Source organism: Brevundimonas bullata (assembly GCF_014207965.1).
In the GTDB taxonomy this organism is placed as follows: domain Bacteria; phylum Pseudomonadota; class Alphaproteobacteria; order Caulobacterales; family Caulobacteraceae; genus Brevundimonas; species Brevundimonas bullata_A.
The window spans coordinates 19,755-44,450 of the sequence record NZ_JACHLM010000004.1; the positions used below are offsets into that span (position 1 = coordinate 19,755).

Below are 24,696 nucleotides of genomic sequence, written 5' to 3' on the forward strand. Positions count from 1 at the left end.
TTCAGCGGCGACCGTGATCGGCTTTTCCATACAATCCCCTCAGCGCTCCAGACTCCGCCCCTTCATCACCACCGCCATCCCCTGCCCCACAGGCGCCAACGCCACCGCATCCCCAACCGCCAACGCCTGCCCGCCCACCTTCAGCCGCCCATAGTGCTCCACGCCCTGAGCATCGCGCACCACCACCCAGGGCGCCGCCCCCACCTCATCGTGAAACCCCGTCTTCACCACCACGCCGGCCACCTTGTCCCGCCCAAGCAGCCGCACCTCCCGCGCCCCCTCCAGCCGACGCTGATTCATCGTCCTGATGATGTCCCGCCGCACCTGAAGCGTTCGCAGCTCTATCTCCATCTCAGGCTCGAGCCGGTATCGACGACCCGTCCGTACGGCGAGCCCCAGCCCCTCCAGGTGCCGGAGCCGCCCCCGGCTCAGCGCCGCCCAGGCGCCGGTCCCTCCCGTCCCGTCATCGACCATGCCGCCCGCATCCGCCGCCGCCAGCAGCCGTCTATCCAGCCCAGTGAACCGGTCCGCCTGGGTCTCCTTCCAGACCCGCCGTTCGGCCTCGACGCGCGAAAGGTCCCCCAGCCGTTCCTGCGCGACCTCCTGCGCCCGCGCCCGGAAGCCGTAGCCCATGTAGTCGCGGGGAATGACCAGGTCCCGACCGTCCGCACGCCGCCCCCTCACCAGGACATGGGCGTGCGGCTGGTCGGTGTCGTAGTGGCAGGTCGCGACCCAACGCAGATCCGGTTCACCCAGATCCGCCGACACCCGCGCCATCACCTCCCGCACATACCCCCTCAGATCGGCGATCCGGTCGCCGTGCTCCGGCGAGATGATGAAGCGGAAATGATGGCGGTCCCCGCTCCACCCCCTGGTCTCGAGCGCCGCCTCCACCCCGTCGTCCATCCGGCCGAAGAAGTCCGGTCGCGCCCCCTCGGCGCCCGCACCCGACCGGCCGAGATAGGCGACATGCGCCGCCAGCGCCCCCGCTCGCGTCGCCGCCTTTCCGACGTGTCTCGACACCAGGGCCTTCACGATCACCCGCTGGCGGACATCCATGCGAAAGGCCCTGCCCGACCGTCCCTGGGCCGCCCTGAGCACACCTGAACGATCCCCCAGGGCGAACTGCCGCGACGCCGCCAGCCTCTGAAACATGCCTGTGCGAACCGGAACGCGATCGGTCTTCAGGGACAGGGGAAGACGGACCTGGACGCCGTCGACGCCGTGCGCCGCGCCCGCCGCCAGCCGGTCTTCGATCGCCTCGCGGATAAGCATGACGCACCTCCCGAAAAGGCCGCCGATCCAGCTCGAGCCCGACAACTCTCCGCAAGTCATCAACAGCCCGACCTTCGTCGGCTAACCCTCCGAAAGGATAGCGAAAAGGCGAAGACGCCAACACCGCCTTTTATCTTGCCCTAAGCCCCATTTCACAGATTTCCAGACCTCCTTTTCATCACCCGACACACCCGGACACACCTCGTCAAACACGCGCCGTCCCACCGCCGTGCAGCGCTCGCCGCCCGCCAGCGCCCTCCGGATGACATCAAATAACCCGCCCGGCCGAAGCCGAGCGGGTCAGGTCTAACGCTATGTCGTCAATGTCTCTCAGTGCGGGCGCGACCTCACCGCCAGATGCCGGACGCCCTGCTCCATCGCCTTCTGTCCAAGGTTGAGCGCCGGTCCGAACGGACGACCGTCCGCCGCGCTTGCCGCGTCGAGCGATCTCGCCAGCGTCAGGCAGCAGGTCGGCTCGAGCGCAATCAGATCGTCATTGGCCCTGAAAGGCGCCGCCTTGCCATGGGCGTCGAAATCCGCCCGTGCCAGGATGAGCGTCACCCCCTTCTGCTGGGCCCATCGGATGGCCAGCTTCTCCGCGCCCTTCGCCCCGGTCGTCGCGAGCGCCATGTCCGGCCACTCCGCCAAAGCCCAGTTCAGGGCGTCGAAGATGCGCGCCGCGTCCTCCGCCGCATCCGCCGACGGCGCGCCCCGGAAGGCCACCACCGGTCCCGCATGTCGCGCGTCCTCCGCCCGTCGATCCCGAACCGCCCGGATAGCCTGCTTGGCTTCCAGCTGGGCCGCCGTCAGGAAGCTTCCCCGGCGACTGCCCCGCCAGGCGGTCCAGACCTCGCCCGTGGAAACCGTCCAGGCGGCGGAGGCCGCATCCCTGATCCTCTCCGCCGCCTGAGTGGCCGCATCTCCGGCCCGAGCCCGAGCCGTCGCCTCCTGCAGTTCGACGTCGGAGGCTTCCGATCCGTCGAAGTCGCGGTCGAGCCGGCGCATCACGTCGCGCGCCCGGTCGGCGTCCCGTTCGATCCGTCCCGCCGCCGAATGAAAGGCGCCGATCAGGGCTTCGCCAAGCAGGGTCTGGAAGTCCTCCAGCGCCGTGTCGGCGATCACGTCCAGCAGTTCGGTCATGAGCGCTCGCCCGAGCTGGACCAAGGCTTCTTCCGAGGCCTGCGGCCGCTGATCGCCCAGCGCCGCAGCCAGGTCATCGAAGGCGGTATCTGACTTCGGCGCAAAGGCCGTGATGAAGGCGGGGTTCGAGCTATGCATTGCATCATTCCAGTTCTGAAATGTCGCAGCGCCCCATGCGCAACGACCCCATTCCTGGCCACGTCGGGGCCCCCGGCAGTCACCGCAGCGGTCCTCCTCTCGAGGGCCGTAGAGGGGAACGGCGAAGCCGTTGACGGCCGGGGTGACGTGTCAGGATGGGAAGTCGTTGTGTGGGGGCATGTCCTCGTCCCGCTTCGGACGAGGACCCTATTCGGCGCCGACGCGCCGATAGCCACGGCGGCCATGCGGTCGCCCTGGGCCCAGACGACGGCCCGCGGCCGTCGTCCTGGACGCAGCACGAGTCTCAATCGACGCCGACCATTCTCAGCAGGCTCTCGGCCGTACAGGGCCGCTTCTGGTAGCCCGCGGCGGCATGGGCCGCGCAAAAGGCGCCGCGAGCCACTGGACGCCCGCAAAGACCGAAGCCTGCTTCGCCGGAACAGCCATAGGGCCAGCGGCACTGGCCGGCCCTCACGGACAGGATGGTCGCCGTCGGCGCGCGCGGCGCAGCCAGCAAGGCCGCTGAAGGCCCGATCGTCGACCTGCCCGTCAGCGATCCAGACAACCGTGCGGCAGGTCGCGCGGCGATGATCGTCTCCCGAGGCGACTTCGTCCGGGGCGGCGCCGCAGGGCGCGCGCGCCGGGCCTCCGGTCCGCGGACCAGACCCAGGCGATAGACCTTGCCGAGGACGGCGCAGCGCGAGACGCCGCGGCCGAGATCAGACGCAATGGCGGCGGCGGTCCGGCCTTCCAGCCACAGGGCGGTCAGGCGGAGAATACGATCCTCGGTCCAGATGGAGACGGTCATGGGGATGCTCAGGGTCAGCGAGCCCGATCGGCTCGCCCCCGGCCGCCCTTCCTCCCTCTTTTCGCGTCCGACACGACAATGGCCCGACGCATCAGCGCCGGGCCATGCCGTCCGCATTGCGATGCGGCTGCGATCAGAAGGGGATGTCGTCGTTCAGATCATAGCCGCTCGCCGCATCCGGGCCGGCGTCGCCGGCGGCCAGCTCACGGTTCGAGGGGGCGTCGCGCCGGTTCTTCAACCGCATGTCCTCCACCACCACCCGCAGGTCGTAGTGTTCGACCCCGTCCTTGCCGGTCCAGCTGTCGTTCTCGACATGGCCCTGGAGGATGACCCGGCTGCCCTTGCGGGCATAGGGGGCGATGTAGTTCTCCGCCGTCGTCTCGTTGAAGCAGACGCAGTTGAATCCGGTCGTCCGCTCGCCCTGTTCGCCGTCGGCGCGCCGATAGCGGGTGGTCTCCAGCACGCGAAAGCTCGCGCGTTTGCGGCCCGAGCCCTGAGCCGAGAGGATGGACGGGTCGGCGGCCAGATAGCCTTCGATGACGAGGGTCTGCATGGTTCAGTCTCCTTGAAATGAGGGTGAGGGTCAGGCCGCCGCGCGGCGGCCCTTGCGAGGGCGGGCCGCCTCGACGGCTTCATCGGCGACGTCCGCCGAATCTTCCGCCCCGGGTTCGGCCGCCCTGTCGCTCGCCCAGTCGAGAACCGTCAGCCGGTTCACCACCAGCTCCTTGGCGGCGCGCTCGGTCCCGTCACGGGCCGTATAGGCGGTGTCGGCGAAGGCCCCCACGACCAGGGCCTCGCAACCCTTGGCGAGGCCTCGGGCGATGACCTTCTCATTGAGCCCCCTGGCCCAGCTGACGCAGTTGACGCCGACGATGCGGTCCTTGCCGCCGGCGTCCACGCCGCGTTTCTCGAGCAGCCGGAACACCGCCTTGGCGAAGTCCGGGCTGATCTGGGGATCGGCCGCCAACCGGCCGGTGAACACCATGGTCTGCATGACAGTCTCCTTGTGATCAGAGGCCGGGAAGACCCTCTCCCCGTTCCGCCTCGCCCTCCTGGTCCCTTCCTCCCTCCGGACCGGTTCCGCCGGGCGCGACCCGACGAAACCGGCTTTCCGGTCAGGCCGCGTCGGTCGCCGCCTCGCCCTGAGCACCGTCAACCAGGGCCGCCTCCCCGGCCGGCGTCACCACAAAGACGCCGACGCCCCATGTCGTCTCGCTGTCGGTCACCTCGCCGCCAGTCTCCGGATCGTCAGTCTCGACTTCGCCGTCGTCAGGGGTTTCGTCCGCATCCGCGTCGGGCGCGTCCGCGTCGAGGGCGTCACCGTCCTCCTCCGGAGCCAGGCCCCACGACAGGCAGGCCGGCGCCCAGCTTCGCGCCTTCGCCTGGTCCTCGGTCCAGGCGACGAGGTCGCCCTTCTTCAAGCGGGCCGGCGCCTCGGTCTCGGCCCCCATGCGTTCGAGCATGGTCAGGAGCTGCTCGCGGGAATGCGGGCGCAGATAGGCCGCGTCTGGCGTCCACCAGCGCGCCACGTCCGCATCGCAGAGGTCGGCGAGCTCGGCGGCATCGGCCCTCGGCGTCAGGCGCACCAGGCTGGTCCGCTCCTCACGCAGGTCCAGGCTGAGAGCGGTCAGTTCCGCCAGGAGGCCCATGCGCTCGACCGGGTCCAGGGCGTGGACCCAGGCGATGAGTGTTTGGCCCGACGCCTCCCAGGCGCGGCGGCGTTCGTCGAGGCGTTCGCGCACCACGCCGTCGAGGCCCTCGACGACGCGCCCGCCCGACGGGCTGAAGGCCGAGGCGGTGATCGCCAGGGCCGCCTCGGAGCGTCCGACCGGCGGCCAGACCGCCAGAGCCCCGAACAGGCGCGCGACCAGGGCGGTCAAAGCGACTTCGGGCGTCTCGGCCAGGGCGCGGATCAGGCCCCGCGTCGCCATATCCGTGCGGGTCGCATGCAGGACATGGCTGACCCCGTCGACCTCGGCCGTCGGGGCCTCGGCCTGGGGCGGCGCATAGGCGGCCCGAACGGCTCGCCGGCCCCGGCCTTCCGTCGCGGTCGCGGTCTCGGTCTCGGTCTCATCAGCCGCGTCCTCGGCAGACCCCGCCGGTTCATCCGCCGTCTCCGCCGGTCCGTAGCATTCGATCTCGACGCCGGTCCGCAGCGAGGGACGGAGCACCAGGACCGTAGCCAGCTGCTGTCCGGCGCCGGCCTGATCCTGGGCGATGCGCGCCCGCACATAGGCCGCCCGACGCTCGTCGGCCTCATCTTCTGGGGTCGCGGGCTCGACCGCTTCAACGGCCACGGCCGCCGCCTGGGCCCGATCACGGGCCTCGCGATAGGCCGTGGTAGCTTCATCGGACAGGCCGCCGTAGGCGTAGTAGAGCTGCTCCAGGTCATCCGGCAGGTCCGGCCCGTCGTCGCCCGGGCTCAGATGGACGGTCAGCCCCTCCGCCTCGAAGAGCGCCGCCGCCTCCGCAGCCCGCTTGAGCCAGGCGCGCGTCAGGGCCGCGGGATCCATGAGGACCGGCGGCAGCTCCCCGAACAGGTCGGCCTCGGTCCGGCCGCCTTCCGCCGCATAGAGCGCCGGCGTCACCAGGCCACAGCGGGGATCGCGATCGGTGATGCGGCCCTCGCCCAGTTGCTCCTGGATGCGCCACTCCTGCAGGCCGTGGCCGTCAAGAACGGCCTGGGCGAGCTCAATCTGCTGCGCCTTGTCCTTCAGGCGGGCGAGCAGCCGCGCCTGGCGCAGGGTGATCCTGCCGGCCTTGAGCGCCTCCAGGGCTGTGGCGGGCAGTTTCGACAGGGCGGCCAGACGGCGGATCTCGATCTCGCCATGCCCAAGCGCCCGGGCGATGACCTTCACGCCGAGACGCTCCTTCAGCATCCGGCCGATGGCGGCGATAACGTCGGCGACATGGACGGGCACGGCCGTATTGGTCAGGACGACCGCCGCGGCCTGACGGGCCCGATCGGTTTCGACGAAGACCTCGACCGGATGATCGTCGTCGATAAAGGCCCCGTCGCGCAGCAACCGCAGGGCCAGCAGCCGGCGGCGTCCGTCCAGCACCATATAGGCGGCTTCATCGCCTCGGCCCGGCCGGACGGTTGGGTACTGCAGGAGGCCGGCGGCGGCGATGGTGTCCGCCAGTTGCGGGATGTCGTCGTCGGGCGCCTCGCCGTGACGAAGGTTCTCGGGGGCGATGTCGAGGTCGCCGAGGCGGACGGTCTTCTGGTTGCGCGTCGGGGCCGAGATCGGGGCCTGGGCCGAGGCCGTCAGCGAAGCGCCTGGAGCAGCGGACCTGGTCTTGCGGCTGCGGCTATGAGCTGTGCGGGTCATGGGTCTTCTCCCGCCGGTCGGCGGAGCCTATCCCCGCCTTGCCGGCGCCCCGCCCCGCCCTTCCTCCTCTGCTTTCCCGCGCCCCACCGCGACGTCGTTCCAGTCGCCGAACGGCGTCGGCGGCTGACGCATTGAGGCCGCCACGCCCTGGGCCCTAAGCCGACGACAAAGGCGCACGGCCGCCGCCTCCCCGGCCGGACCGCGATCAGCCGCTACGATCACGCGACGCACCCTCTCTGGGGAGGTCCAGCGGCAGAGATTGCCGGCGGACAACAGAGCCCAACCCGGCAGGCTGAAGCGGGCCGAGGCCGACAGGGTGGTCATCACCCCTTCCCCGACCACCATGACGGCGCCGGCCGGCGACAGGCGTACGGCCGCGCCGCCAGGAACGGCCCCCACCGTCTTCCTCGGCAGGCGCAGGCGCGCGCATCGACCGTCCCCTTCGAGGTAGACGAGTTCGACGGCGCACAGCCGGCCGCCCGGATCCCGGATCGCGGCGACCAGGGCCGGACGGGTCGGGCTAGCCGGTGCGAAGACCGAGACCGGCGCAGCTGGATGGCGGCGCAGGTCAGCGAGGCGGTCAGGCGGGGTCTCGATCCCGCGCATCAGGAGATGGCGCGCGCACAGGTCGCCGTCGGCGATCGGGATCGTCGCCTCCCAGAGACGAACCGCCGCCTCGATCCGCGCGCTCGCGTCGGGGCGCGCAGACGAAGACCGGACCAGGGACAACCCTCCACCCGCCAGCCGACCCTCGGCGTCGATCAGACCCAGGCCGCGCAGGTGGTCGCGAACCTCGCGCCAGTCGGCGGCGCCGAAACCGTGGATCACCAGGCGGTCGCCGTCGAGCAGGAGGGAGACCGACCGGTCATTGGAACTATGGCCGGGCGCGGGCACATTGGCCCTTAGCCCGGACTGGTAGAGGTCGCCGCCCAGGGCGGCGACGAGGGCGCGCAGGCTCATGACGGTTCCATCAGGCCGAGCGCCCGGAAGCTCGCCGTGCCCTCCCGGCCGACAATCACATGGTCGTGGACCTTGATGTCGAAGACCCGGGCCGCCTCCACCACGCGACGCGTCATGTCGATGTCCGGGCGAGACGGGCTGGGATCGCCGGAGGGATGGTTGTGCACCAGGATCAGGGCCGAGGCCGACAGCTCCAGCGCCCGGCGAACGACCTCGCGAGGATAGACCGGGGCATGGTCGATCGTGCCGTCCGCGCGCCATTCGTCACGCATCAGGATGTTGCGCTTGTCGAGATAGAGGGTGCGAAACTGCTCTCGCGGCGCATGGGCCAGCGCCGCCCTGAGATAGGCGGTCAGGGCCGTCCAGGAAGAAAGGACCGGCCGATCGCAAGCCTGGGCGCGCGTCATGGCCAGGGCCATGTCGCGTATTCGGACCAGTTCTGCGACGCCGCCGCGGTGGAGGCCCGCGCGAAGCAACGCCGCCTCGTCGGCCGCAGCGACGCCCGCCAAGCCATGGAAGGTCGCGATCATGTCCACGGCCGCGGCGCGGCCGGCCTCCCGGGACAGGACGCGCTCGAAGATCGACGCCAGAAGGACCTGATCGGCGCTCTCGGGCAAGGGTTCTGGCTGGCGATGAAAGACGGCGGCAGGGCCGGTCGACATGACGACCTCCATTCTGACGCTCCCGATTGGAGCGCCCCTGGTCGCCCTTCCTCCCCCTTTGCCGCGAGGCGGGAATCGTCGGCCACCGGGCCTCGCCGAACCCAATCCAGGTGCGGGCGAGCCGGGGATCGAAGGTCTGCGACGAGGGCCCCTGACGCTCGACCTTCGACCAAGCCGACCCGACGACCGCGAGCTCTGCTGTCGCCACGGGAGCCCTCCATAAGGCGAGGCCTTCGCCCCCTAGAGTCGCCTCCGCGGGTCCTTCTTCGCGGGGCCGCGACCGCGCCATATTGTCCGGAGTTCTTCAACCGTCCCGCTAGACGAACGCCGTTCTACTGGACAGCGGGCCGCTACCCTCTTTAGAAGCACCCTCACCGCCCGCAACCTCACGTAGGCGCAACGGATAAGCGGGGGCTTTCCATGACAGAAGATGCGGCGACCCTCAGCCTGCGCGCACACCTGGCGCGCGAAATCCTGGTGTGGATGAACGACGCTTTCGCGGAAGTCGATTTCGAGGCTTCGTCCGACAAGGTTGTCGAAGGCCTGACCTTGGCGTGGAGCGGCGTGGTTCTTCGGGTCGAGGCCGTCGACCACGCAGCCGCGACGGCCGCACGATCCTGACCAACTCCCATACAGGATCCCGATCCAGCCGAGTGTTGGGGCGCTCGATCCAGGGTAGGAACCGGCGACGGTCGTGCGACCGTCGCCGGCTTTCTGGAGCAATCAGAACCAGGCCTTGATCCCGACGACCAGACGCGTCGCATCGACGTCGTCGCCGCGCGCCTTGGCGTAGTCGGCCGTGTCGCCGAACGACCGGCTCCACTCGACCCCGACGTAGGGCGCGAACTCCTTGCGGATTTCGTAGCGCAGACGCAGGCCCGCTGTGACCGAGGTCAGGCCGGACCCGATCTCCAGCTCCGGGATGTCGCTGGCCGAGAAGGCCACTTCGACGGCCGGTTGCAGGATCCACTTCTGGGTGAGGCGCTGGTCGTATTCCGCCTCGGCGCGCGCGGTCAGGTCGCCCTCGGTCGAGAGGAAGGCGGCGGCGCTCATTTCGAACCAGTAGGGGGCCACGCCCTGGACGCCGACCGTCAGATGGGTCGTGTCGTCGCCATCAGGGCGGAAGTCCTGGCGCACGCCCGCCTGCACGTCCCAGAAGGGCGCGACGGCGCGGCTGTAGAGGGCCTGAACCTCGGCGTCGTGCAGCTTGCCGTCGAACGCGCCCTCGCCTTCCGTCTTCCACCAGAAGCGGTTGATGTCGCCGCCGGTCCAGCCCTGGGCGTTCCAGCTATAGCTCTTTTCGCCGTCGCCGAAGCTGGCCTCGATCGAGTCGATCAGGACCGCCGTGGTGCGCACGTCGCCGTTTTCGACCAGCAACTGTTTGCGCGACGCCGCCATGACGGCCGGGTCGAACAGCAGGTCCGCCGCATGGGCCGGCGCGGCGCGGGCGGCGGCGGGCGGCGGCGTCTCGACCATGCGCCCGCCAACGGCGTCCACGCTGGTCGGGATGTTGGGCGCGCCGCCCGCCATGGCCGACATGTCGTGCCCGGCGTGAGGGTCAGCCGCTGGCGTCTGGCCCATGTCGTGACCCGCATGAGGGTCGGCGGCAGGCGTTTGCATGGCGCTCATATCGTGGCCGGCGTGCGGGTCCGCCGCAGTCGCCGGAGCCGCGCCCATGTCGTGACCGGCGTGAGGATCAACTGCGGGCGCCGTGGCCGGAGCCATCTGCATCCCGCTCATGTCATGACCCGCGTGCGGATCGGCCGCAACCGCCGGGGCGGCGCTCATGGTGTGGCCCGCGTGGGGATCAGCAGCAGGCGCAGGCTGATCGCCGTGCCCGGCGTGACTTCCCATGTCATGACCCGCGTGCGGATCGACCTGCGTCGCCGGGGCCGGAGCCGTCTGCATACCGCTCATGTCGTGACCCGCGTGCGGATCGGCCGCAACCGCCGGGGCGGCGCTCATGGTGTGGCCCGTGTGGGGATCAGCAGCGGGCGCAGGCTGAGCGCCGTGCCCCGCGTGACCGCTCATGTCGTGACCGGCATGCGGATCGACCTGCGTCGCCGGCGCCGGAGCCGTCTGCATGCCGCTCATGTCGTGACCGGCGTGCGGGTCTGCCGCAGCCGCCGGGGCGGCGCTCATGGCGTGGCCCGCATGAGGATCAACAGCGGGCGCCTGGGCAGGGGCCGCGGCCGGAGGCGTGGCGCGACTCGGCTGGGGCGCGGCGACGCGCGGTTTGGGCTTGGGCGCGGGCCTCGGGCGGGCTTGCTGCGGGCGGGCGGGCGCGGCCTGGGCGCCGTGGCCTCCATGTCCCCCGTGGCTCTGGGCGACGGCGGAACCGGCGGCCAGCATCAGGGGCAGAACCGCAACAGCGGCGAACAGGGCGCGGCTCATCGGGCGGCTCCTTCCATCGGACGAACCGTGACGACGTTGAACATCCCCGCGTGCATGTGCATCAGCAGGTGGCAGTGGAAGGCCCAGTCGCCGGGCGCGTCGGCGGTCAGGTCGAAGGTCACCTTCGAGCCCGGCGCCACATTGACCGTGTGCTTCAGCGGCTGATGCCCGTCGTGGCCGTTGACCAGCTGGAAGAAGTGGCCGTGCAGGTGGATCGGGTGGGCCATCATGGTGTCGTTGACCAGGGTGACGCGAACCCGCTCGTTCAACTCGAAGCGGATCGGTTCGACCAGCTCCGAGAACTTGCGGCCGTCAAAGCCCCACATGAACCGTTCCATATTGCCGGTCAGGTGGATTTCCATCGAACGCGACGGCGGACGGGTGTCCTTGTTCGGTTCAAGGGAGCGCAGGTCGGTATAGACCAGCACCCGGTGATCGACATCCTGAAGCCCCTGCGGCCGTTCGCCCAGACGGTTGGCGGGCGCCGGCGCGATGGCGTCCACCCCGACGCCGACCGCCATGTCGGCGGGGGCCTTGTTCGGGTCGCGCATGCTCATGGCGCCATGGTCCATCGGCGCGGCGGCGGCGGCCCCGGCGGCGGCCCCTGCTGCGCCGTGCGCGGAATGATCCATGCCCGCCATTGAGCCGTGATCCATGCCCCCCATGCCCATGTCGGCCATGGTCAGGTTCGGCACCTTGCGAAGCGGCGGAACCTCGGCCGTCATGCCCAGGCGCGGGGCCAGGGTGGCGCGGCCCATGCCTGAACGGTCGATGGCTTCCGAGACGATGGTGTAGGCCCGATCCTCGGTCGGACGGACGATGACGTCATAGGTCTCGGCGACCGAAATCTGGAACTCGTCCGTCTCGACCGGGCGCACGTGCTCGCCGTCGGCCTGAACCACGGTCATGGCCAGCCCCGGAATGCGGACGTTGAAGATCGACATGGCCGAGGCGTTGATGACGCGCAGACGCACCCGCTCGCCGGGCCGGAACAGGCCGGTCCAGTTCTCCTCGGGCCCGTGGCCGTTGATCAGATAGGTATAGGTGGTGCCGTTGACGTCGAGGATGTCGCGCGGGTCCATCCGCATCCCGCCCCACATCCGGCGCTCGGCCAGATCCATGCCGTCCGACCCGTCCAGCAAGCCCGCCAGCGTCGTCTTCTGCATGTTGAAATAGCCGGGGCTCTTCTTCAGCTTGGCCAGGATGTCGTGCGGATGCAGGAAGCTCCAGTCCGACAGGACCAGGACGTGCTCGCGGTCATAGCCGACCGGATCGACGCCCGCCGGGTCGATGACGATGGGGCCATAGTGGCCGATCGCCTCCTGAAGCCCCGAATGGCTGTGATACCAGTAGGTGCCCGACTGCTTCAGCGGGAACTCATAGACGAAGGTCTCGCGCGGCTTGATGCCGGGGAAGCTGACGCCCGGCACGCCGTCCATCTGGAAGGGCAGCAACAGGCCATGCCAGTGGATCGAGGTGTCCTCGTCCAGGGTATTGGTCACCGACAGGCGCATGTTCTGGCCCTCGCGCATCCGCAGCAGGGGGGCGGGCAGCAGGCCGTTGACCGTCACCGAATGGCCGGTGCGGCCGCCGACGGTGAAGTTCGAATGGCCCACCGTCAGGTCGATGTTCGGCCCCGTCAGCGTCGGCAGATCGGCGCGCAGCCCCGGCGAACCCGTCTGGGCCCAGGCCGGAATCAGGCCCGAAAGGCCAAGCAGCCCGCCGCCTGCGGCCGCGCCGCGCAACAGGGACCTGCGATCGAGAGCCATGCTCGACATAGAGGGGATCATCCTTCCTTGATTGAGCTGCACCGACAATTTCGGGGTGAGCTTCACTGGGTACTACGCACCCGCCATCCCTTTCCCCTTGCGACAGGTCGCCACACAAGCAAAAGCTCGCGATCGCATTCAAGGCGTGCAGCCGCTCCCGCTTTCCGAGAACGGGACCCCAGGTCGCCTCGCTGCCTCCGCTGGCGGCTTTTAGGACGAGCCGTTCGAGGACGGCTTGAACCCAGGTCGCAGTCAGCCAGCCTCAAGTCGCGCCAGAATCGTCTGCATCTGAGCGATCTCGTCGTCCTGCGCCCGCACGATCCGGTCGCACAGAGCGAGGATTTCCGGATCGCGGATCGAAGCCTGCTCGCACATCAGGATCGCGCCGGAATGATGGGGAATCATGGAGCGAAGAAACTCCTTGTCGCCCACGCCCGCCTGGGTCCGCATGCCGACGAAAGCCACAACAAACACCGCCGCCGCACCGCCGACGATCGCCAGGTTCAGCTTTCGCGACGGATACATGGCCCTCATGAACCACAGCATGAGAATGGCCATGGGCATGACCATCATGAGCGTCATGTAGACGTTGTTGAGATTGAAATAGAAGTGATCCAGCGTGGCGATCATCGTGTACATGACGAGGTACATGACGATGAAATCGAGAATGAGTTCGATCCCGAATGAGCGGTATTGACCCTTGTTCACGGCGCGTCTCCCTGCCTCTAAGAATCCGAATCTTCTGGCGCACATGCGCCTGAAGCTCCCCAGCAAACCAATACAAAAAATCAAGGTTCCAACCGTTGACCTTCCCATGTGGGGAAGGATTAGAACCACAGGCGTCGATTGTTGAAAGGTTCGCCAATGTCCGCCCATGCCCCCGGGGTTACCGATCTACAGGTTCTCAACATCCCCAAGATCCGCTGCGGCGGCTGCGTCGCCGGCGTCGAGAAGGCCATCCATTCGGTCGACGCCTCGGCCCAGATCACCACCGACATCGAGGCCCGCCGCGTCGAGGTGACGACCAGCGCCGACCGTCAGGCCCTGCTCACCGCGCTTGACGCCGCCGGCTATCCGGCCGAGGCGGTCTGACCATGAACAGGCTCAAGCTTTCCGCCCTCGCCGCCGGCGTCGCCATCCTCGGCGGCGCGGGCTTCCTGCTGAACGGCCTGCCCACCGTGGCCCAGGCCTCGGACATGACCGTCTACAAGAGCGATTCCTGCGGCTGCTGCGGCGGCTGGGTCGAGCATATGCGCAAGGCCGGCTACGCCATCCGCGTCGTCCCCACCGACGACCTGGCCCCGGTGAAGACCCGCCTCGGCGTGCCGCAGTCGCTCTGGTCCTGTCACACGGCGGTCGTCGACGGCAAGGTGATCGAGGGCCACGTCCCCGCCGCCGCCGTCAACGCCTTCTTGAAATCGCCCGGCGCATCGCGCGGCATCGGCGTGGGCGGAATGCCCACCGGCTCGCCCGGCATGGAGGCCCCCGGCTACGCCCCCGAACGCTACGACGTCATGCGCTTCGGCAGCGGCGCCCCCGCCCCCTTCATGACCTTCGAAGGCGCGACCCCGGTTCGTCGCTAAAAGCAAAATGGCCCCGCCGGTTGTTCGGCGGGGCCAGGCCTATGTCGGGTCGAGGACCGGATAGGGCGTCGAGTTCGGCCGGCGCCCTGCGGAACGGCCGGCCTATTGGGGCCGGATCGCAGTCACTTCGCTTTCACGACCGCGTACCGTCACATCGAACTGGATACGCTCGCCGACCCTGGCCTTTGCGACTACGGCCGGAGCCGCCTTGAAGCTCATGGTCATGGCGGGCCAGCCGACGCCCGGGATCGGACCGTGATCGATGGTGACGGAGCCCGTCGCCGCATCGACCTTCGTGATCACGCCCGATCCGGCGCCTGACTTGACGGCTTCGGCCGGGGCCATGGGCGTGGCGGCCATGTCGCCGGCGGCCGCCGGAGCGGCGGCCGGCGCCTCGACCGGCGCAGGTTCGGTCTTCTGGCCGCAGGCGGCGAGACCGATGGCCAGACCGGCCGAGAGAATGAGGGCGTGTTTCATTTGGGTTCTCCAGGGTTGGACGTGGGGGACGGAAGCTTTCGACGACGAAGCAGAAGATAGCCGGCCGGGATCACCAGCATGGACAGCAGGGGTGCGGTCAGCATGCCGCCGATGACGGGCGCGGCGATGCGGCTCATGATTTCCGATCCGGCGCCATGGCCGATCAGGATCGGCAGCAGGCCGGCGATGATGACGGCGACGGTCATGGCCTTGGGCCGCACCCGAAGCAACGCCCCCTCCCGGACCGCCGCCTCCACCTGATCGCGATCGGGGTTCGGCCCCCGATCTCTCAACGCGTGCTTGAGGTAGATCAGCATCACCACGCCGAACTCGGCCGACAGGCCGGCCAGGGCGATGAAGCCGACGCCGGTCGCCACCGACTGGTGATAACCTAGCAGGTAGAGCATCCAGATTCCGCCCGTCAGGGCGAAGGGCAAGGTGGCCATGATCAGCAAGGCCTCGTCGAAACGACCAAACGTCAGATACAGCAGAATGAAGATGATCACGAGCGTGACCGGGGCCACGATCTTGAGCCGGTTCGCCGCCCGCTCCAGATATTCGTACTGACCCGAATAGGCGATGACGACGCCCTGACTGAGCGGCACGTCCCTGGCCACGACCCTTTTCAGATCGGCGACGACGGACGCCAGGTCGCGCCCTCGCACATCGACATAGACCCAGGTCGAGGGGCGGCCGTTCTCCGACTTCAGCATGGGCGGTCCGTCGGCGATCTCGAGTTTCGCCACCGTGCCCAGGGTGATCTGTTGGCCTGACGGCGTCAGGACCGGCAGCGCCCTGAGCTGCTCCAGATCGTCACGCATTTCGCGCGGATAGCGCACGTTGATCGGATAGCGGGCCAGGCCTTCGACGGTCTGGCCGATCGTCTCTCCGCCGATGGCGCCGGATACGATCGACTGGACATCGGCGATATTCAGCCCGTATCGGCCCGCCGCCGCCCGATCGATGTCGATGTCGACATAGCGCCCCCCGGTCAGCCGCTCCGCCAGGGCCGAGGTGACGCCCGGCACGGTCTTGGCGACCCTGGCCACCTCGCCGCCGATGCGGTCGATCTCGGCAAGGTCGGCCCCGGAGACCTTGACCCCGACCGGGCTCTTGATCCCGGTCGCCAGCATGTCGATACGGTTGCGGATCGGAGAGACCCAGAGATTGGCCAGGCCCGGCGCGCGAACGACGCGGTCCAGTTCCTCGACCAGTTTCTCCGGCGTCATGCCCGGTCGCCACTGGTCGCGCGGCTTGAACTGGATGGTGGTCTCGAACATCTCCAGCGGCGCGGCGTCCGTCGCCGTCTCCGCCCGCCCCGCCTTGCCGAACACGGTGGCGACCTCTGGCACGGACCGGATCATCCGATCTGTCTGCTGCAGCAGTTCGGCGGCCTTGGCGGTCGATAGACCCGGCAGGGCCGAGGGCATGTAGAGCAGGTCGCCCTCGTCCATCGGCGGCATGAACTCGCCGCCCAGTTGGCTCAGGGGCCAGGCGGTGGTGGCGAAGGCCAGGGCCGCGATGGCCAGGGTGGTCCATGGCCGCTTCAGGACCCAGTCCAGCGGATGACGATAGGCGCGCGTCAGCCCGCGATTGATCGGATTGCTCTGCTCGGCGGGTATTCGTCCCCGGATCAGATAGCCCATCAGCACGGGAACCAGGGTGATCGACAGGATGGCCGCCGCCGCCATGGCGTAGCTCTTGGTGAAGGCCAGCGGCGCGAACAGTCGCCCCTCCTGCGCCTGCAGCGTAAAGACCGGCACGAAGGACAGGGTGATGATCACGAGGCTGAGGAACAGGGCCGGGCCGACCTCGGCCGCCGCCTCGGTGATGACGGTCCAGCGAGTCTCGCCGGCCAGCTTCTGGTCCGGATGGTCGTGCTCCCATCGTTCGATATGTTTGTGGGCGTTCTCGATCATGACGATCGCCCCATCGACCATGGCCCCGATGGCGATGGCGATCCCGCCCAGCGACATGATGTTGGCGTTCACCCCCTGGGCATGCATCAGCAGAAAGGCCGCCAGCACCCCCAGCGGCAGGGTCAGGATGGCGACGAGGGCTGAACGCGCGTGCCACAGGAACAGGCCGCAGACGAGCGCGACGATGATGAACTCCTCGATCAGCTTGTGGCTGAGGTTGGAAACGGCGCGGTCGATCAGTTGCGAACGGTCGTAGGTGGTGACGACCTCCACGCCCGGAGGCAGGCCGGCCTTCAGGGTCTGGAGCTTGTCGCGCACGGCCTTGATGGTCGCCCGCGCGTTCTCGCCCGAGCGCAGCACCACCACACCGCCGGCCACCTCGCCCTCGCCGTTCAGTTCGGCGATGCTGCGCCGCATCTCCGGGCCGATCTGGATCGTCGCCACATCGCCCAGCGTCACGGGCGCGCCGCCGGCCGCGGTGCGGACCGGTATGGCGCGGAAGTCGTCCAGATTGGTCAGATAGCCGTTGGCCCGGACCATATATTCGGCCTCGGCCAACTCCAGCACCGAGCCGCCCGTCTCTCCATTGGCGCGCTGGACGGCCTCGACCGCCTGCTGGTGCATGACGCCGTAAGCGGCCAGTTTGATCGGGTCCAGGACGACCTGATACTGCCGCACCATGCCGCCGATGGCCGCGACCTCGGCCACCCCCGGCACGGTCTTGAGCTCGTAGCGCAGAAACCAGTCCTGCAGGCTGCGAAGCTGCGCCAGGTCGTGACGCCCGGTCCGGTCGACCAGGGCGTATTCATAGATCCAGCCCACGCCCGTGGCGTCGGGGCCGAGCGCGGGGCGGGCGCTGTCGGGGAGTCTGGACTGGACCTGGCTGAGGTATTCCAGCACCCGCGAGCGGGCCCAATAGAGGTCGGTTCCGTCCTCGAACAGGACATAGACATAGCTGTCGCCGAAGAAGGAATAGCCGCGCACCGTCTTGGCGCCTGGCACCGACAGCATGGTGGTCGCCAAGGGATAGGTGACCTGGTTCTCGACGATCTGCGGGGCCTGGCCGGGGTAGCTGGTGCGGATGATGACCTGGACGTCCGACAGGTCCGGAAGAGCATCGACCGAGGTGTTCCTGACCGCCCAGAGCCCCGCGACCAGAAGGGCCAGCGCCGCCATGAGGACGAAGACCCGCCCCTTGACCGAGGCTCGGATGATCTGGGCGATCATCGGCCCGGCTCCATCTTCGCTGTCGGCTTGGGCGCGAGTGCGGCAGGGGGCGCAGCCCCGTCGATGGGCCGCGCCTCGACGCCCGACAGGCTGGCCTCGGAATCAATCAGAAACTGACCGGAAGCGATGACCCGCTCTCCGGCGCCCAGACCCGCCAGGATTTCCGTCTGGCCGCCGCTCTCTCGCCCGACGCGGACCAGAGCCGGCTGATAGCGCCCCTCAGGCAAGGCCAGCATGACGATGTCGCGCTGTCCCGTACGGATGACCGCCTCGGACGGAACCAGCAGCGCCGGCGTCGTCGCCCCGCCGAAAACGATCCGGCCGAACATGCCCGGCCGCAGACGCCCGCCCCGGTTCGCCATCTCGATGCGCCCCGTGAGGGTGCGGCTGTCGCCTGACACCTCCGGCAACAGGGCGGTCAGGCGGCCGGTGAAGCGTTCGGACGGGAAGGCCGAAAGAGTCGCCTCCACGGACTGTCCGACCCGCAGTTGTCCGGCCAGGGCCTCGGGGATGGCGGCGTTGAGCCAGACGGTCGACAGGCCGCTGATCTCGGCCAGGGCGGCGCCTTGCGGCACGCTCATGCCCGACCGGACCGCCAGCGTGCGGATCGCCCCGGCGATGGGGCTGGTGATGGTGATCGTGCTGTGCGGCCGTCCGCTTCGTTCGACCGAGGCGATCAGGCTGTCGGACATGCCCATCAGCACCAACCTTTGGCGCGCGGCCTGGATCAGCCGGGCGTCGCCGGTCCGGCGCACCGCCAGATACTCCGTCTGGGCTCCGCCCCAGCTGGGGACCAGGAGGTCCACCAGGGGCGCGCCCGCGGCGACGACATCGCCGGGCGCGCGGTCATAGACCCGCTGCACGAAGCCGTCGGCCCGGGACTGCACGATCGCCACGTCGCGCTGATTATAGTCGATCACGGCCGTGGCGTTCAGGTCGCCGCCCAGGGTTCCCATGCGCGCCGTCGCGTACCGGACTCCCAGATTCTGGGTCAGGGCCGGATCAATGCGCAGGCCGCCGGACGCCGCGCCCGCCCCGCCGCCCTCGTCGGCGTATTTGGCCACCAGGGGCATGTCCATGAAGGGCGACGGGCCCGGCTTGTCGAACTTCCGGTCGGGATACATCGGATCATAGTAGTAGAGCGGTTTGCGGCCGCCTGCCCCGTCAGCGGCGGGGGCGCCGGCGCCGTCGGATCGTTGACCGATCACCACGCCGGTCCCGACGCCGATCCCCACCAGCACCAGAGCGCCCAGGGCGACGCCGAGACGATTATAGCTGAACCCGCTCATCGGCCGCTCCCATAGGTCAGGGTGATTTCGGCGGCGTGGCGCATCACCGCCGCCTCCTTGTCCAGCGCATCCAGCCGGGCGTTGGCCACGGCGGTGAAGGCCTGGACGATTTCGGAGATCCCGATCCGACCCGCGGCATAGGCGGCGGTCTCCAGGTCGGACTGTTGCATGACGGCCGGCAGGACGATGTCGCGCGCCCGGGTCCACTGATCGTGGTCCATGGCGTGTTGGGCCAGATCGCCCTGCAGGTCCGCCTCCAGCTGACGGCGCGCCGCCTCGCGCTTGGCTCCGACCCGGCGGGCGTCGGCCGCTCGCGCGGCGATCAAAGGCTCCTGCCGCTGCCCCTGAAACAGCGGCAGGCGCACGCTGGCGCCGACCGAGACCATGTCGCCGAACGCGGGGTTGCGGCGCTGATAGCTGGCCTCGACCGACCAGTCCGGACGCCGTCCGGCCCTGGCCAGGTCGAGCTCGGCCTGGGCCCGTCGATCCTCGGCCTCGTAGGCCTTCAGCATGGGCAGGACCTCAAGGCCCATGCGCAAGGCCGCCGGATCCGGCGCATCCAATGGCGGCGCGCCGTCCGTGGTCGGGGCGGGATCGCCGGTCCATCGGGTCAGCACAGCGCGCGCGGCCTCTCTCTCGGCGATCAGACGGCTGCGCCGATCGTCCAGCGCCGCCTTCAACTGGATCGGCGCCAGGGCCATGGCCGGACGATCCGCCCCCGACGCCACCCCGGACGGCGCAGCGTCCCAAAGCGGTTGAAGCGTCGCCAGGACCTCGTCCACGGCGGCCAGCTTGCGACCCGAATAATAGAGATCGATCCAGGCCAGGCCCGCCGCGATCCGCACCGCGCGCAGCGCCGTGGCGTTGTCGGCCACCGCCACGCCGATAGCGGCCTCGGCCAGGCCGCGCTCGGCGCGACGGCGCGCCCGGCTGGGCAGCTCCTGCTCGACGCCGACCCGCAGGGCGGTGAAGTCGTCTTCGCCGAACCGGCCGGCCATGGGCCCGGTCACGGGAAAGCCGTCCAGTCCGAATTTGAGGCTTGGATCGGGCAGCCGCCCGGCCGCGACCACGGCCGCACGGGCTGCATCGACGCCAAGGGCGCTGGCGCGCAGATCAGGCGCGTCCGACGCCGCGCGGGCCATGGCGGCCTCGAACGTCAGGGGCTCGGCCCGGGCCGCCGCAGCCCCTGACAGGCTGGCGGCGGCGAGCGCAAGCACGGTCGCCCTGGCCGCCGGTTTGAAACGGGGGAGCATGAAATCTTCCTTCGGAACAGCAGGCGTCGGCCGTGGACGGCGCGACGCAGGGGGCATGGCTTTCCATGGGCGTGACGGGACCCGCCTAGGCGCGGCCGATCAAACCAAGGGGCGGTTCAGCCCTGCTGTTGCGGAGGAGAAAATAGCGGCGCCGGCCCGGCCCCTTCCCGCGTGATGTTCAAAGTCACGAAGGCGATCAATAGCGGCGCGACGGGGGGCGGGATCAGGACCAGTGGCGGCAAGGGCGCGGCGACGGCGGCGCAGCCCATCTTGGCGACGCACTCCGGCGTCATGTCCTTGCAGCAGTCGCCCGGACCGCCGGCTTCGTCGGTCGCCATGTCCATGGCTTCGGCGCAATCCATGGTTTCGGCTTCGACTTCGGCGCTGTGGAACACCTGGACGGGCATGGCGTGCGCCGTCGACTGGCCGAAGAACCCGGCCAGGGCCAAGATGATCAAAACTGTGCGGAGCCAATTCCACATCACAGCGTCAGGTTACGCGCTCGGAGCATCGACAAGTCAGAATCGCCGGAACGGCTCCGGTCGGCTGCCCATGAGTGGCGGGTACCGACCGGAGCCAAGGCCGATTCTAGTGGACCATGAAGCGGGTGGAGCCGTTCATGACATGGCCGTCGGCGCCCTGGGCCGACCAGGCCAGAACGTGATTGCCTTTTCCAAGCGCGGGCAGCGAGACCGTCGCCCTCGTGCCGGCGGCGGCCTGAACCGGAACGGCCGTCGGACGGCCGCCGTCTGTCGCCAACGTCAAGGACTTCAGGGTCATGGCATGGGGAAAGGTGATGGTGAAGGCGGTCGGCGCGGTCGAGGACATCGAGCCGTCGGCCGGCGAAGTCTGCACGCCAGCTGACGCAGGCGCAGCCATAGCCATGGAGCCATGACCCGCATGAGGATCGGCGGTCTGCGCGGAAGCAGCGCCGGCGGAAACCAGCATGGCGGCGACGATCGCGAAGGGAATGAAATTACGCATCTTGGTATCTTCCTTAGTTCGGGCTTGGTTTCGGAGAGTGGTCCATGCCGGGCATGTCCGGCATGGTCGACATGTCATGACCCGGCATGGTCGACATGTCGTGACCCGGCATAGGGGCGGGTTGGGCCTTGCTCGCGGGCGGGGTCTGGGACGGGCGCCGGGTCTGGTCTTCGGACCGGGCCGGAGACACAGGCTTGGCGGGTTCCGCCGCTCGCTGACCGGCGTCCTGGGCCGGTCCCGTCGGCTCTGATGCAGGCGCGGGAGCCGCAACTGGCGCTGTCGCGGCCTCAGGCGCGGCGACGGGGGCCGCGTCCTTGGGCGAGGCCTTTTCGTCGGCCGGCTGGCAGGCCGCCAGCAGGCCTGCAGCCGCCAATGCTGTGGCGAATTGAATCTTCATCATCTTCTCCAAAAAACTAGAACCAGGCTCTGACGCCCACCACCACTCGGGTGTCTTCGGCGCTTCGCCCACGCGCTTCGGCGAAATCGCGCGTGGCGCCAAAGCTCCTGGTCCATTCGACCCCGACATAGGGCGCGAATTCTCGACGTATCTCGTACCGCAGACGGGCGCCGACCTGCAGGGTGGACAGGCCTGCGCCGATCCCCAGCTCGGGGATATCTTCCGCCGACAGGTTCACCTCGGCGCGGGGCTGAAGGATCAGCCGCTGGGTGATCCTCTGATCATACTCGGCCTCGGCGCGCGCCGTCAGTTCCCCCTTGTTGGACAGGAAGGCCGCAGCGTCGAGTTCAAACCAGTAGGGGGCGAGGCCCTGGACGCCGACGACCAGGTCGGTCCGGTCGCCCTCGGGCCGATAGGTCTGCCGCAGCCCGGTCTGGAAGTCGAAATAGGGGGTGAAGGCGCGGCTGTAGAGCGCCTGGAGTTCAGCCTCCTCAAGCGCGCCTCCGAATTCGCCCTCGCCTTCCGACTTCCACCAGAAGCGATGAATGTCCCCGCCGTACCAGCCCTGGGCGTCCCAGGCGTAGCCCTCCTCGCCATCGACGGACGTCGCTTCCAACTGGTCGATCATGACTGCGCCGACGCGAATGTCGCCGTTTTCAGCCACCAGAACCCTGCGCGCCGCGGCCATGTCCTCGGCGCTGAAGATCTGGTCAGCCACATGGGAAGGACCGTCCAGGGCGCCGGCCGGCGGCGGTGTCTGAGGCGGACGTCCAGGATTGTCCGCGCCTGTCGGAACCTCCGGCGGCATGGCCATTCCAGCCATGCCGGACATGTCGTGTCCGGCATGGGGATCCGTCTGCCCCGAGGGGACCGCCCCCATCGGCATCGTGGACATGTCATGTCCGGCCGTCGCCGGCGCGGGCTGGGCCTGCCCCATGGTCGACATGTCGTGACCGCCGCTGGCGGCGCGGGCGGGCACGGTTCCCCGAGGGCAGGCCGAAGCAGGCGATTGGTTCATTCCCGCAGTCCCCGTCGTCGCCGTCGTCGCCGTCGCTGAACCCGGCGCGACGCATCCCTGCGTCGTGGGCGGCGCCTGGCGCGTCGCCGGCGAGGTCGCGCCGTGTCCCGCGTGGCTCTGGGCGAGAGCGGGCGTCGCCGCCAGGATCAGAGGAACCAGGGCGAGGGAGAACCGGATCATGACCCCGAGCCTTCCATCGGACGAATGGTGACGACGTTGAACATGCCGGCATGCATGTGCATCAGCAGATGGCAGTGGAAGGCCCAGTCTCCCGGGTTGTCGGCCGTAAGATCGAAGCTGACCTTGCCGCCCGGCGCGACGTTGACCGTGTGTTTCAGGGGCTGATGCCCGTCGGGCCCGCCCGTGACGAGCTCGAAGAAATGCCCGTGAAGATGGATCGGGTGCGCCATCATGGTGTCGTTCACCAGCGTCACCCGCACCCGTTCGTTCCGCTCGAAACGGATGGGCTCGACCAACTCCGAGAACTTGCGCCCGTCGAAGCCCCACATGAACCGTTCCATGTTGCCGGTCAGGTGGATCTCCATGGAGCGGCTGGGCTCGCGCCTGTCCTTGTTGGGCGTCAGGGAAACGAGGTCGGTATAGACCAGCACCCGGTGATCGACCTTCTCCAGGCCCTGCGGTCTTTCGCCCAGCCGGTTCATCGGCATAGGCGATATGGTCTGAACCCCTACGCCCACGGCCATATTGGGCGGGGCGTTCTGCGGATCGCGCATGTTCATGGCGCCCATGGATCCGTGATCCGTTCCGGACATGGCCTCGCCGGCCGGGGCGGCGGCGGCGTGATCCATCCCGGCCATGGCGCCGTGATCCATGCCCGCCATCGGCGCGGCGCCCATCCCCTCCATTCCGCCCATATCGCCCATGTCGCCCATGCCCATGTCCTTCATGGTCAGGGTGGGCACCTCGCGCAGCGGCGGAACCTCGGCCGTCATGCCCAGGCGCGGGGCCAGGGTGGCGCGCCCCATGCCCGAACGGTCGATGGCCTCGGACACGATGGTGTAGGCACGGTCCTCGGTCGGACGGACGATGACGTCATAGGTCTCGGCGACCGAGATCTGGAACTCGTCGGTCTCGACCGGCCGCACATTCTCGCCGTCGGCCTGAACCACGGTCATGGCCAGGCCCGGAATGCGAACATTGAAGATCGACATGGCAGATGCGTTGATGACGCGCAGACGCACCCGCTCGCCGGGCCGGAACAGGCCGGTCCAGTTCTCCTCAGGCCCATGGCCGTTGATCAGATAGGTATAGGTGGTGCCGTTGACGTCGAGGATGTCGCGCGGGTCCATTCGCATCCCGCCCCACATCCGGCGTTCCTCCAGGCTCATGCCGTCCGCGCCGGAGATCAAACCGGCCAGCGTCGTCCGATGGCGGTTGAAATAGCCGGGGCTCTTCTTGAGCTTCGCCAGGATTTCATGCGGATGCATGAAGCTCCAGTCCGACAGGACCAGGACGTGCTCACGGTCATAGGCGACCGGATCGACGCCCGCCGGATCGATGACGATGGGGCCGTAGTGGCCCAGCGCCTCCTGCAGCCCGGAATGGCTGTGGTACCAGAAGGTCCCGGACTGCCGGACGGGGAACTCATAGACGAAGGTCTCGCGCGGCTTGATGCCGGGAAAGCTGATCCCCGGCACGCCGTCCATCTGGAAGGGCAGAAGGACGCCGTGCCAGTGAATCGACGTGTCCTCATCCAGCTGGTTCGACACCGCCAGGCGAACGTTCTGGCCTTCGCGCAGGCGCAACAGCGGCGCCGGGAGCAGACCGTTTATCGTCGTCGCCGTGGCCGTCCGACCGTTCACGGTGAAGGGCGACTGTCCGACCGTCAGGTCGATGTTCGTCCCGGTCAGGGTCGGGATATCCGCTCGCAAGCCGGGAGAACCGGTCTGCGCCCAGGCCGGCAGCAAGCCTTGCAGGCTCAACACGCCTCCGCCGACAACCGCGCCGCGCAGCAGGCTCCGACGATCTAACGTCATGGCACAGTCCTCACCGCCGGTTCGTTCCAAGAAGCGAACCCGGCTCTCCAATAGGATACGCACGCGAGACATCC

Annotated in this window: 23 protein-coding genes; 3 read left to right on the plus strand and 20 right to left on the minus strand. The window is 68.9% G+C overall.

Annotated features, from left to right (window positions below; all coding sequences use genetic code 11):
- Positions 1-39 precede the first annotated feature (39 nt).
- The 8 genes from HNP51_RS12125 to HNP51_RS12160 form a co-directional block, all read right to left on the minus strand.
- The gene (locus HNP51_RS12125) at positions 40-1,275 is read right to left on the minus strand and encodes a DUF3363 domain-containing protein (RefSeq protein WP_184270714.1); all 1,236 of its coding nucleotides are present in this window, start codon (positions 1,273-1,275) and stop codon (positions 40-42) included.
- A 330-nt stretch (positions 1,276-1,605) separates the two neighbouring features.
- On the minus strand, positions 1,606-2,553 hold the full coding sequence (locus tag HNP51_RS12130) for a DUF2493 domain-containing protein (RefSeq protein ID WP_184270717.1): 948 nt from the start codon (positions 2,551-2,553) through the stop codon (positions 1,606-1,608).
- A gap of 304 nt (positions 2,554-2,857) precedes the next feature.
- The gene (locus HNP51_RS12135; protein ID WP_184270720.1) at positions 2,858-3,361 is read right to left on the minus strand and encodes a GcrA family cell cycle regulator; all 504 of its coding nucleotides are present in this window, start codon (positions 3,359-3,361) and stop codon (positions 2,858-2,860) included.
- A gap of 133 nt (positions 3,362-3,494) precedes the next feature.
- The gene (locus tag HNP51_RS12140; RefSeq protein WP_184270723.1) at positions 3,495-3,914 is read right to left on the minus strand and encodes a single-stranded DNA-binding protein; all 420 of its coding nucleotides are present in this window, start codon (positions 3,912-3,914) and stop codon (positions 3,495-3,497) included.
- A gap of 30 nt (positions 3,915-3,944) precedes the next feature.
- On the minus strand, positions 3,945-4,355 hold the full coding sequence (locus HNP51_RS12145; protein ID WP_260398480.1) for a hypothetical protein: 411 nt from the start codon (positions 4,353-4,355) through the stop codon (positions 3,945-3,947).
- Between the two features lie 121 nt (positions 4,356-4,476).
- Entirely contained in the window at positions 4,477-6,693 is a 2,217-nt protein-coding gene (locus tag HNP51_RS12150; RefSeq protein WP_184270726.1) for a ParB N-terminal domain-containing protein, read from the minus strand.
- A gap of 27 nt (positions 6,694-6,720) precedes the next feature.
- The gene (locus tag HNP51_RS12155) at positions 6,721-7,653 is read right to left on the minus strand and encodes a toprim domain-containing protein (RefSeq protein WP_184270730.1); all 933 of its coding nucleotides are present in this window, start codon (positions 7,651-7,653) and stop codon (positions 6,721-6,723) included.
- On the minus strand, positions 7,650-8,315 hold the full coding sequence (locus HNP51_RS12160) for a RadC family protein (protein WP_184270733.1): 666 nt from the start codon (positions 8,313-8,315) through the stop codon (positions 7,650-7,652). Before HNP51_RS12160 ends, HNP51_RS12155 begins: the two co-directional genes overlap by 4 nt.
- A gap of 420 nt (positions 8,316-8,735) precedes the next feature.
- On the opposite strand from HNP51_RS12160, the gene HNP51_RS12165 reads away from it, so the two are divergent.
- The gene (locus HNP51_RS12165; protein ID WP_184270736.1) at positions 8,736-8,936 is read left to right on the plus strand and encodes a hypothetical protein; all 201 of its coding nucleotides are present in this window, start codon (positions 8,736-8,738) and stop codon (positions 8,934-8,936) included.
- 102 nt (positions 8,937-9,038) lie between these two features.
- Here the strand turns inward: HNP51_RS12165 and HNP51_RS18870 are convergent, their stop codons facing one another.
- The 3 genes from HNP51_RS18870 to HNP51_RS12180 all read right to left on the minus strand — a co-directional run bounded on the left by HNP51_RS18870 (position 9,039) and on the right by HNP51_RS12180 (position 13,186).
- Positions 9,039-10,709 (minus strand): copper resistance protein B, encoded by a 1,671-nt coding sequence (locus HNP51_RS18870; RefSeq protein ID WP_311769947.1) that lies wholly within the window; start codon positions 10,707-10,709, stop codon positions 9,039-9,041.
- Positions 10,706-12,487, minus strand: coding sequence for a copper resistance system multicopper oxidase (locus HNP51_RS12175; RefSeq protein WP_184270739.1), 1,782 nt, complete (start codon positions 12,485-12,487; stop codon positions 10,706-10,708). Before HNP51_RS12175 ends, HNP51_RS18870 begins: the two co-directional genes overlap by 4 nt.
- A gap of 243 nt (positions 12,488-12,730) precedes the next feature.
- The gene (locus tag HNP51_RS12180) at positions 12,731-13,186 is read right to left on the minus strand and encodes a DUF305 domain-containing protein (protein WP_184270742.1); all 456 of its coding nucleotides are present in this window, start codon (positions 13,184-13,186) and stop codon (positions 12,731-12,733) included.
- A gap of 156 nt (positions 13,187-13,342) precedes the next feature.
- Here HNP51_RS12180 and HNP51_RS12185 point away from each other — a divergent pair, with 156 nt between their 5' ends.
- Both HNP51_RS12185 and HNP51_RS12190 read left to right on the plus strand, forming a co-directional pair.
- A complete protein-coding gene (locus HNP51_RS12185) occupies positions 13,343-13,570 on the plus strand; it encodes a heavy-metal-associated domain-containing protein (protein WP_184270745.1) in 228 nt (75 codons plus the stop codon).
- Between the two features lie 2 nt (positions 13,571-13,572).
- Positions 13,573-14,061, plus strand: a complete 489-nt coding sequence (locus HNP51_RS12190) for a DUF411 domain-containing protein (protein WP_184270748.1) — start codon at positions 13,573-13,575, stop codon at positions 14,059-14,061.
- 102 nt (positions 14,062-14,163) lie between these two features.
- On the opposite strand, the gene HNP51_RS12195 is transcribed toward HNP51_RS12190, so the two are convergent.
- From HNP51_RS12195 to HNP51_RS12235, 9 genes are all read right to left on the minus strand, one after another.
- Complete coding sequence (locus HNP51_RS12195) at positions 14,164-14,538, minus strand: copper-binding protein (RefSeq protein WP_184270751.1); 375 nt, start codon at positions 14,536-14,538, stop codon at positions 14,164-14,166.
- Complete coding sequence (locus HNP51_RS12200; protein WP_184270754.1) at positions 14,535-17,684, minus strand: efflux RND transporter permease subunit; 3,150 nt, start codon at positions 17,682-17,684, stop codon at positions 14,535-14,537. The genes HNP51_RS12195 and HNP51_RS12200 overlap by 4 nt, the downstream gene beginning before the upstream one ends.
- Positions 17,681-18,973 carry an efflux RND transporter periplasmic adaptor subunit gene (locus HNP51_RS12205; protein WP_184270757.1) on the minus strand — a complete coding sequence of 431 codons (1,293 nt, stop codon included), beginning with the start codon at positions 18,971-18,973 and terminating at the stop codon, positions 17,681-17,683. Before HNP51_RS12205 ends, HNP51_RS12200 begins: the two co-directional genes overlap by 4 nt.
- Complete coding sequence (locus tag HNP51_RS12210) at positions 18,970-20,226, minus strand: TolC family protein (protein ID WP_184270760.1); 1,257 nt, start codon at positions 20,224-20,226, stop codon at positions 18,970-18,972. Before HNP51_RS12210 ends, HNP51_RS12205 begins: the two co-directional genes overlap by 4 nt.
- Before the next feature lie 116 nt (positions 20,227-20,342).
- Positions 20,343-20,684, minus strand: a complete 342-nt coding sequence (locus HNP51_RS12215; RefSeq protein WP_260398481.1) for a hypothetical protein — start codon at positions 20,682-20,684, stop codon at positions 20,343-20,345.
- 130 nt (positions 20,685-20,814) lie between these two features.
- Entirely contained in the window at positions 20,815-21,210 is a 396-nt protein-coding gene (locus HNP51_RS12220) for a copper resistance CopC family protein (RefSeq protein ID WP_184270766.1), read from the minus strand.
- A 13-nt stretch (positions 21,211-21,223) separates the two neighbouring features.
- Positions 21,224-21,607: a hypothetical protein gene (locus HNP51_RS12225; protein WP_184270769.1), complete on the minus strand. Its 384-nt coding sequence runs from the start codon at positions 21,605-21,607 to the stop codon at positions 21,224-21,226.
- 16 nt (positions 21,608-21,623) lie between these two features.
- Positions 21,624-22,805 carry a copper resistance protein B gene (locus HNP51_RS12230; protein ID WP_184270772.1) on the minus strand — a complete coding sequence of 394 codons (1,182 nt, stop codon included), beginning with the start codon at positions 22,803-22,805 and terminating at the stop codon, positions 21,624-21,626.
- Complete coding sequence (locus HNP51_RS12235) at positions 22,802-24,622, minus strand: copper resistance system multicopper oxidase (protein WP_184270775.1); 1,821 nt, start codon at positions 24,620-24,622, stop codon at positions 22,802-22,804. The genes HNP51_RS12230 and HNP51_RS12235 overlap by 4 nt, the downstream gene beginning before the upstream one ends.
- Positions 24,623-24,696: the final 74 nt, after the last annotated feature.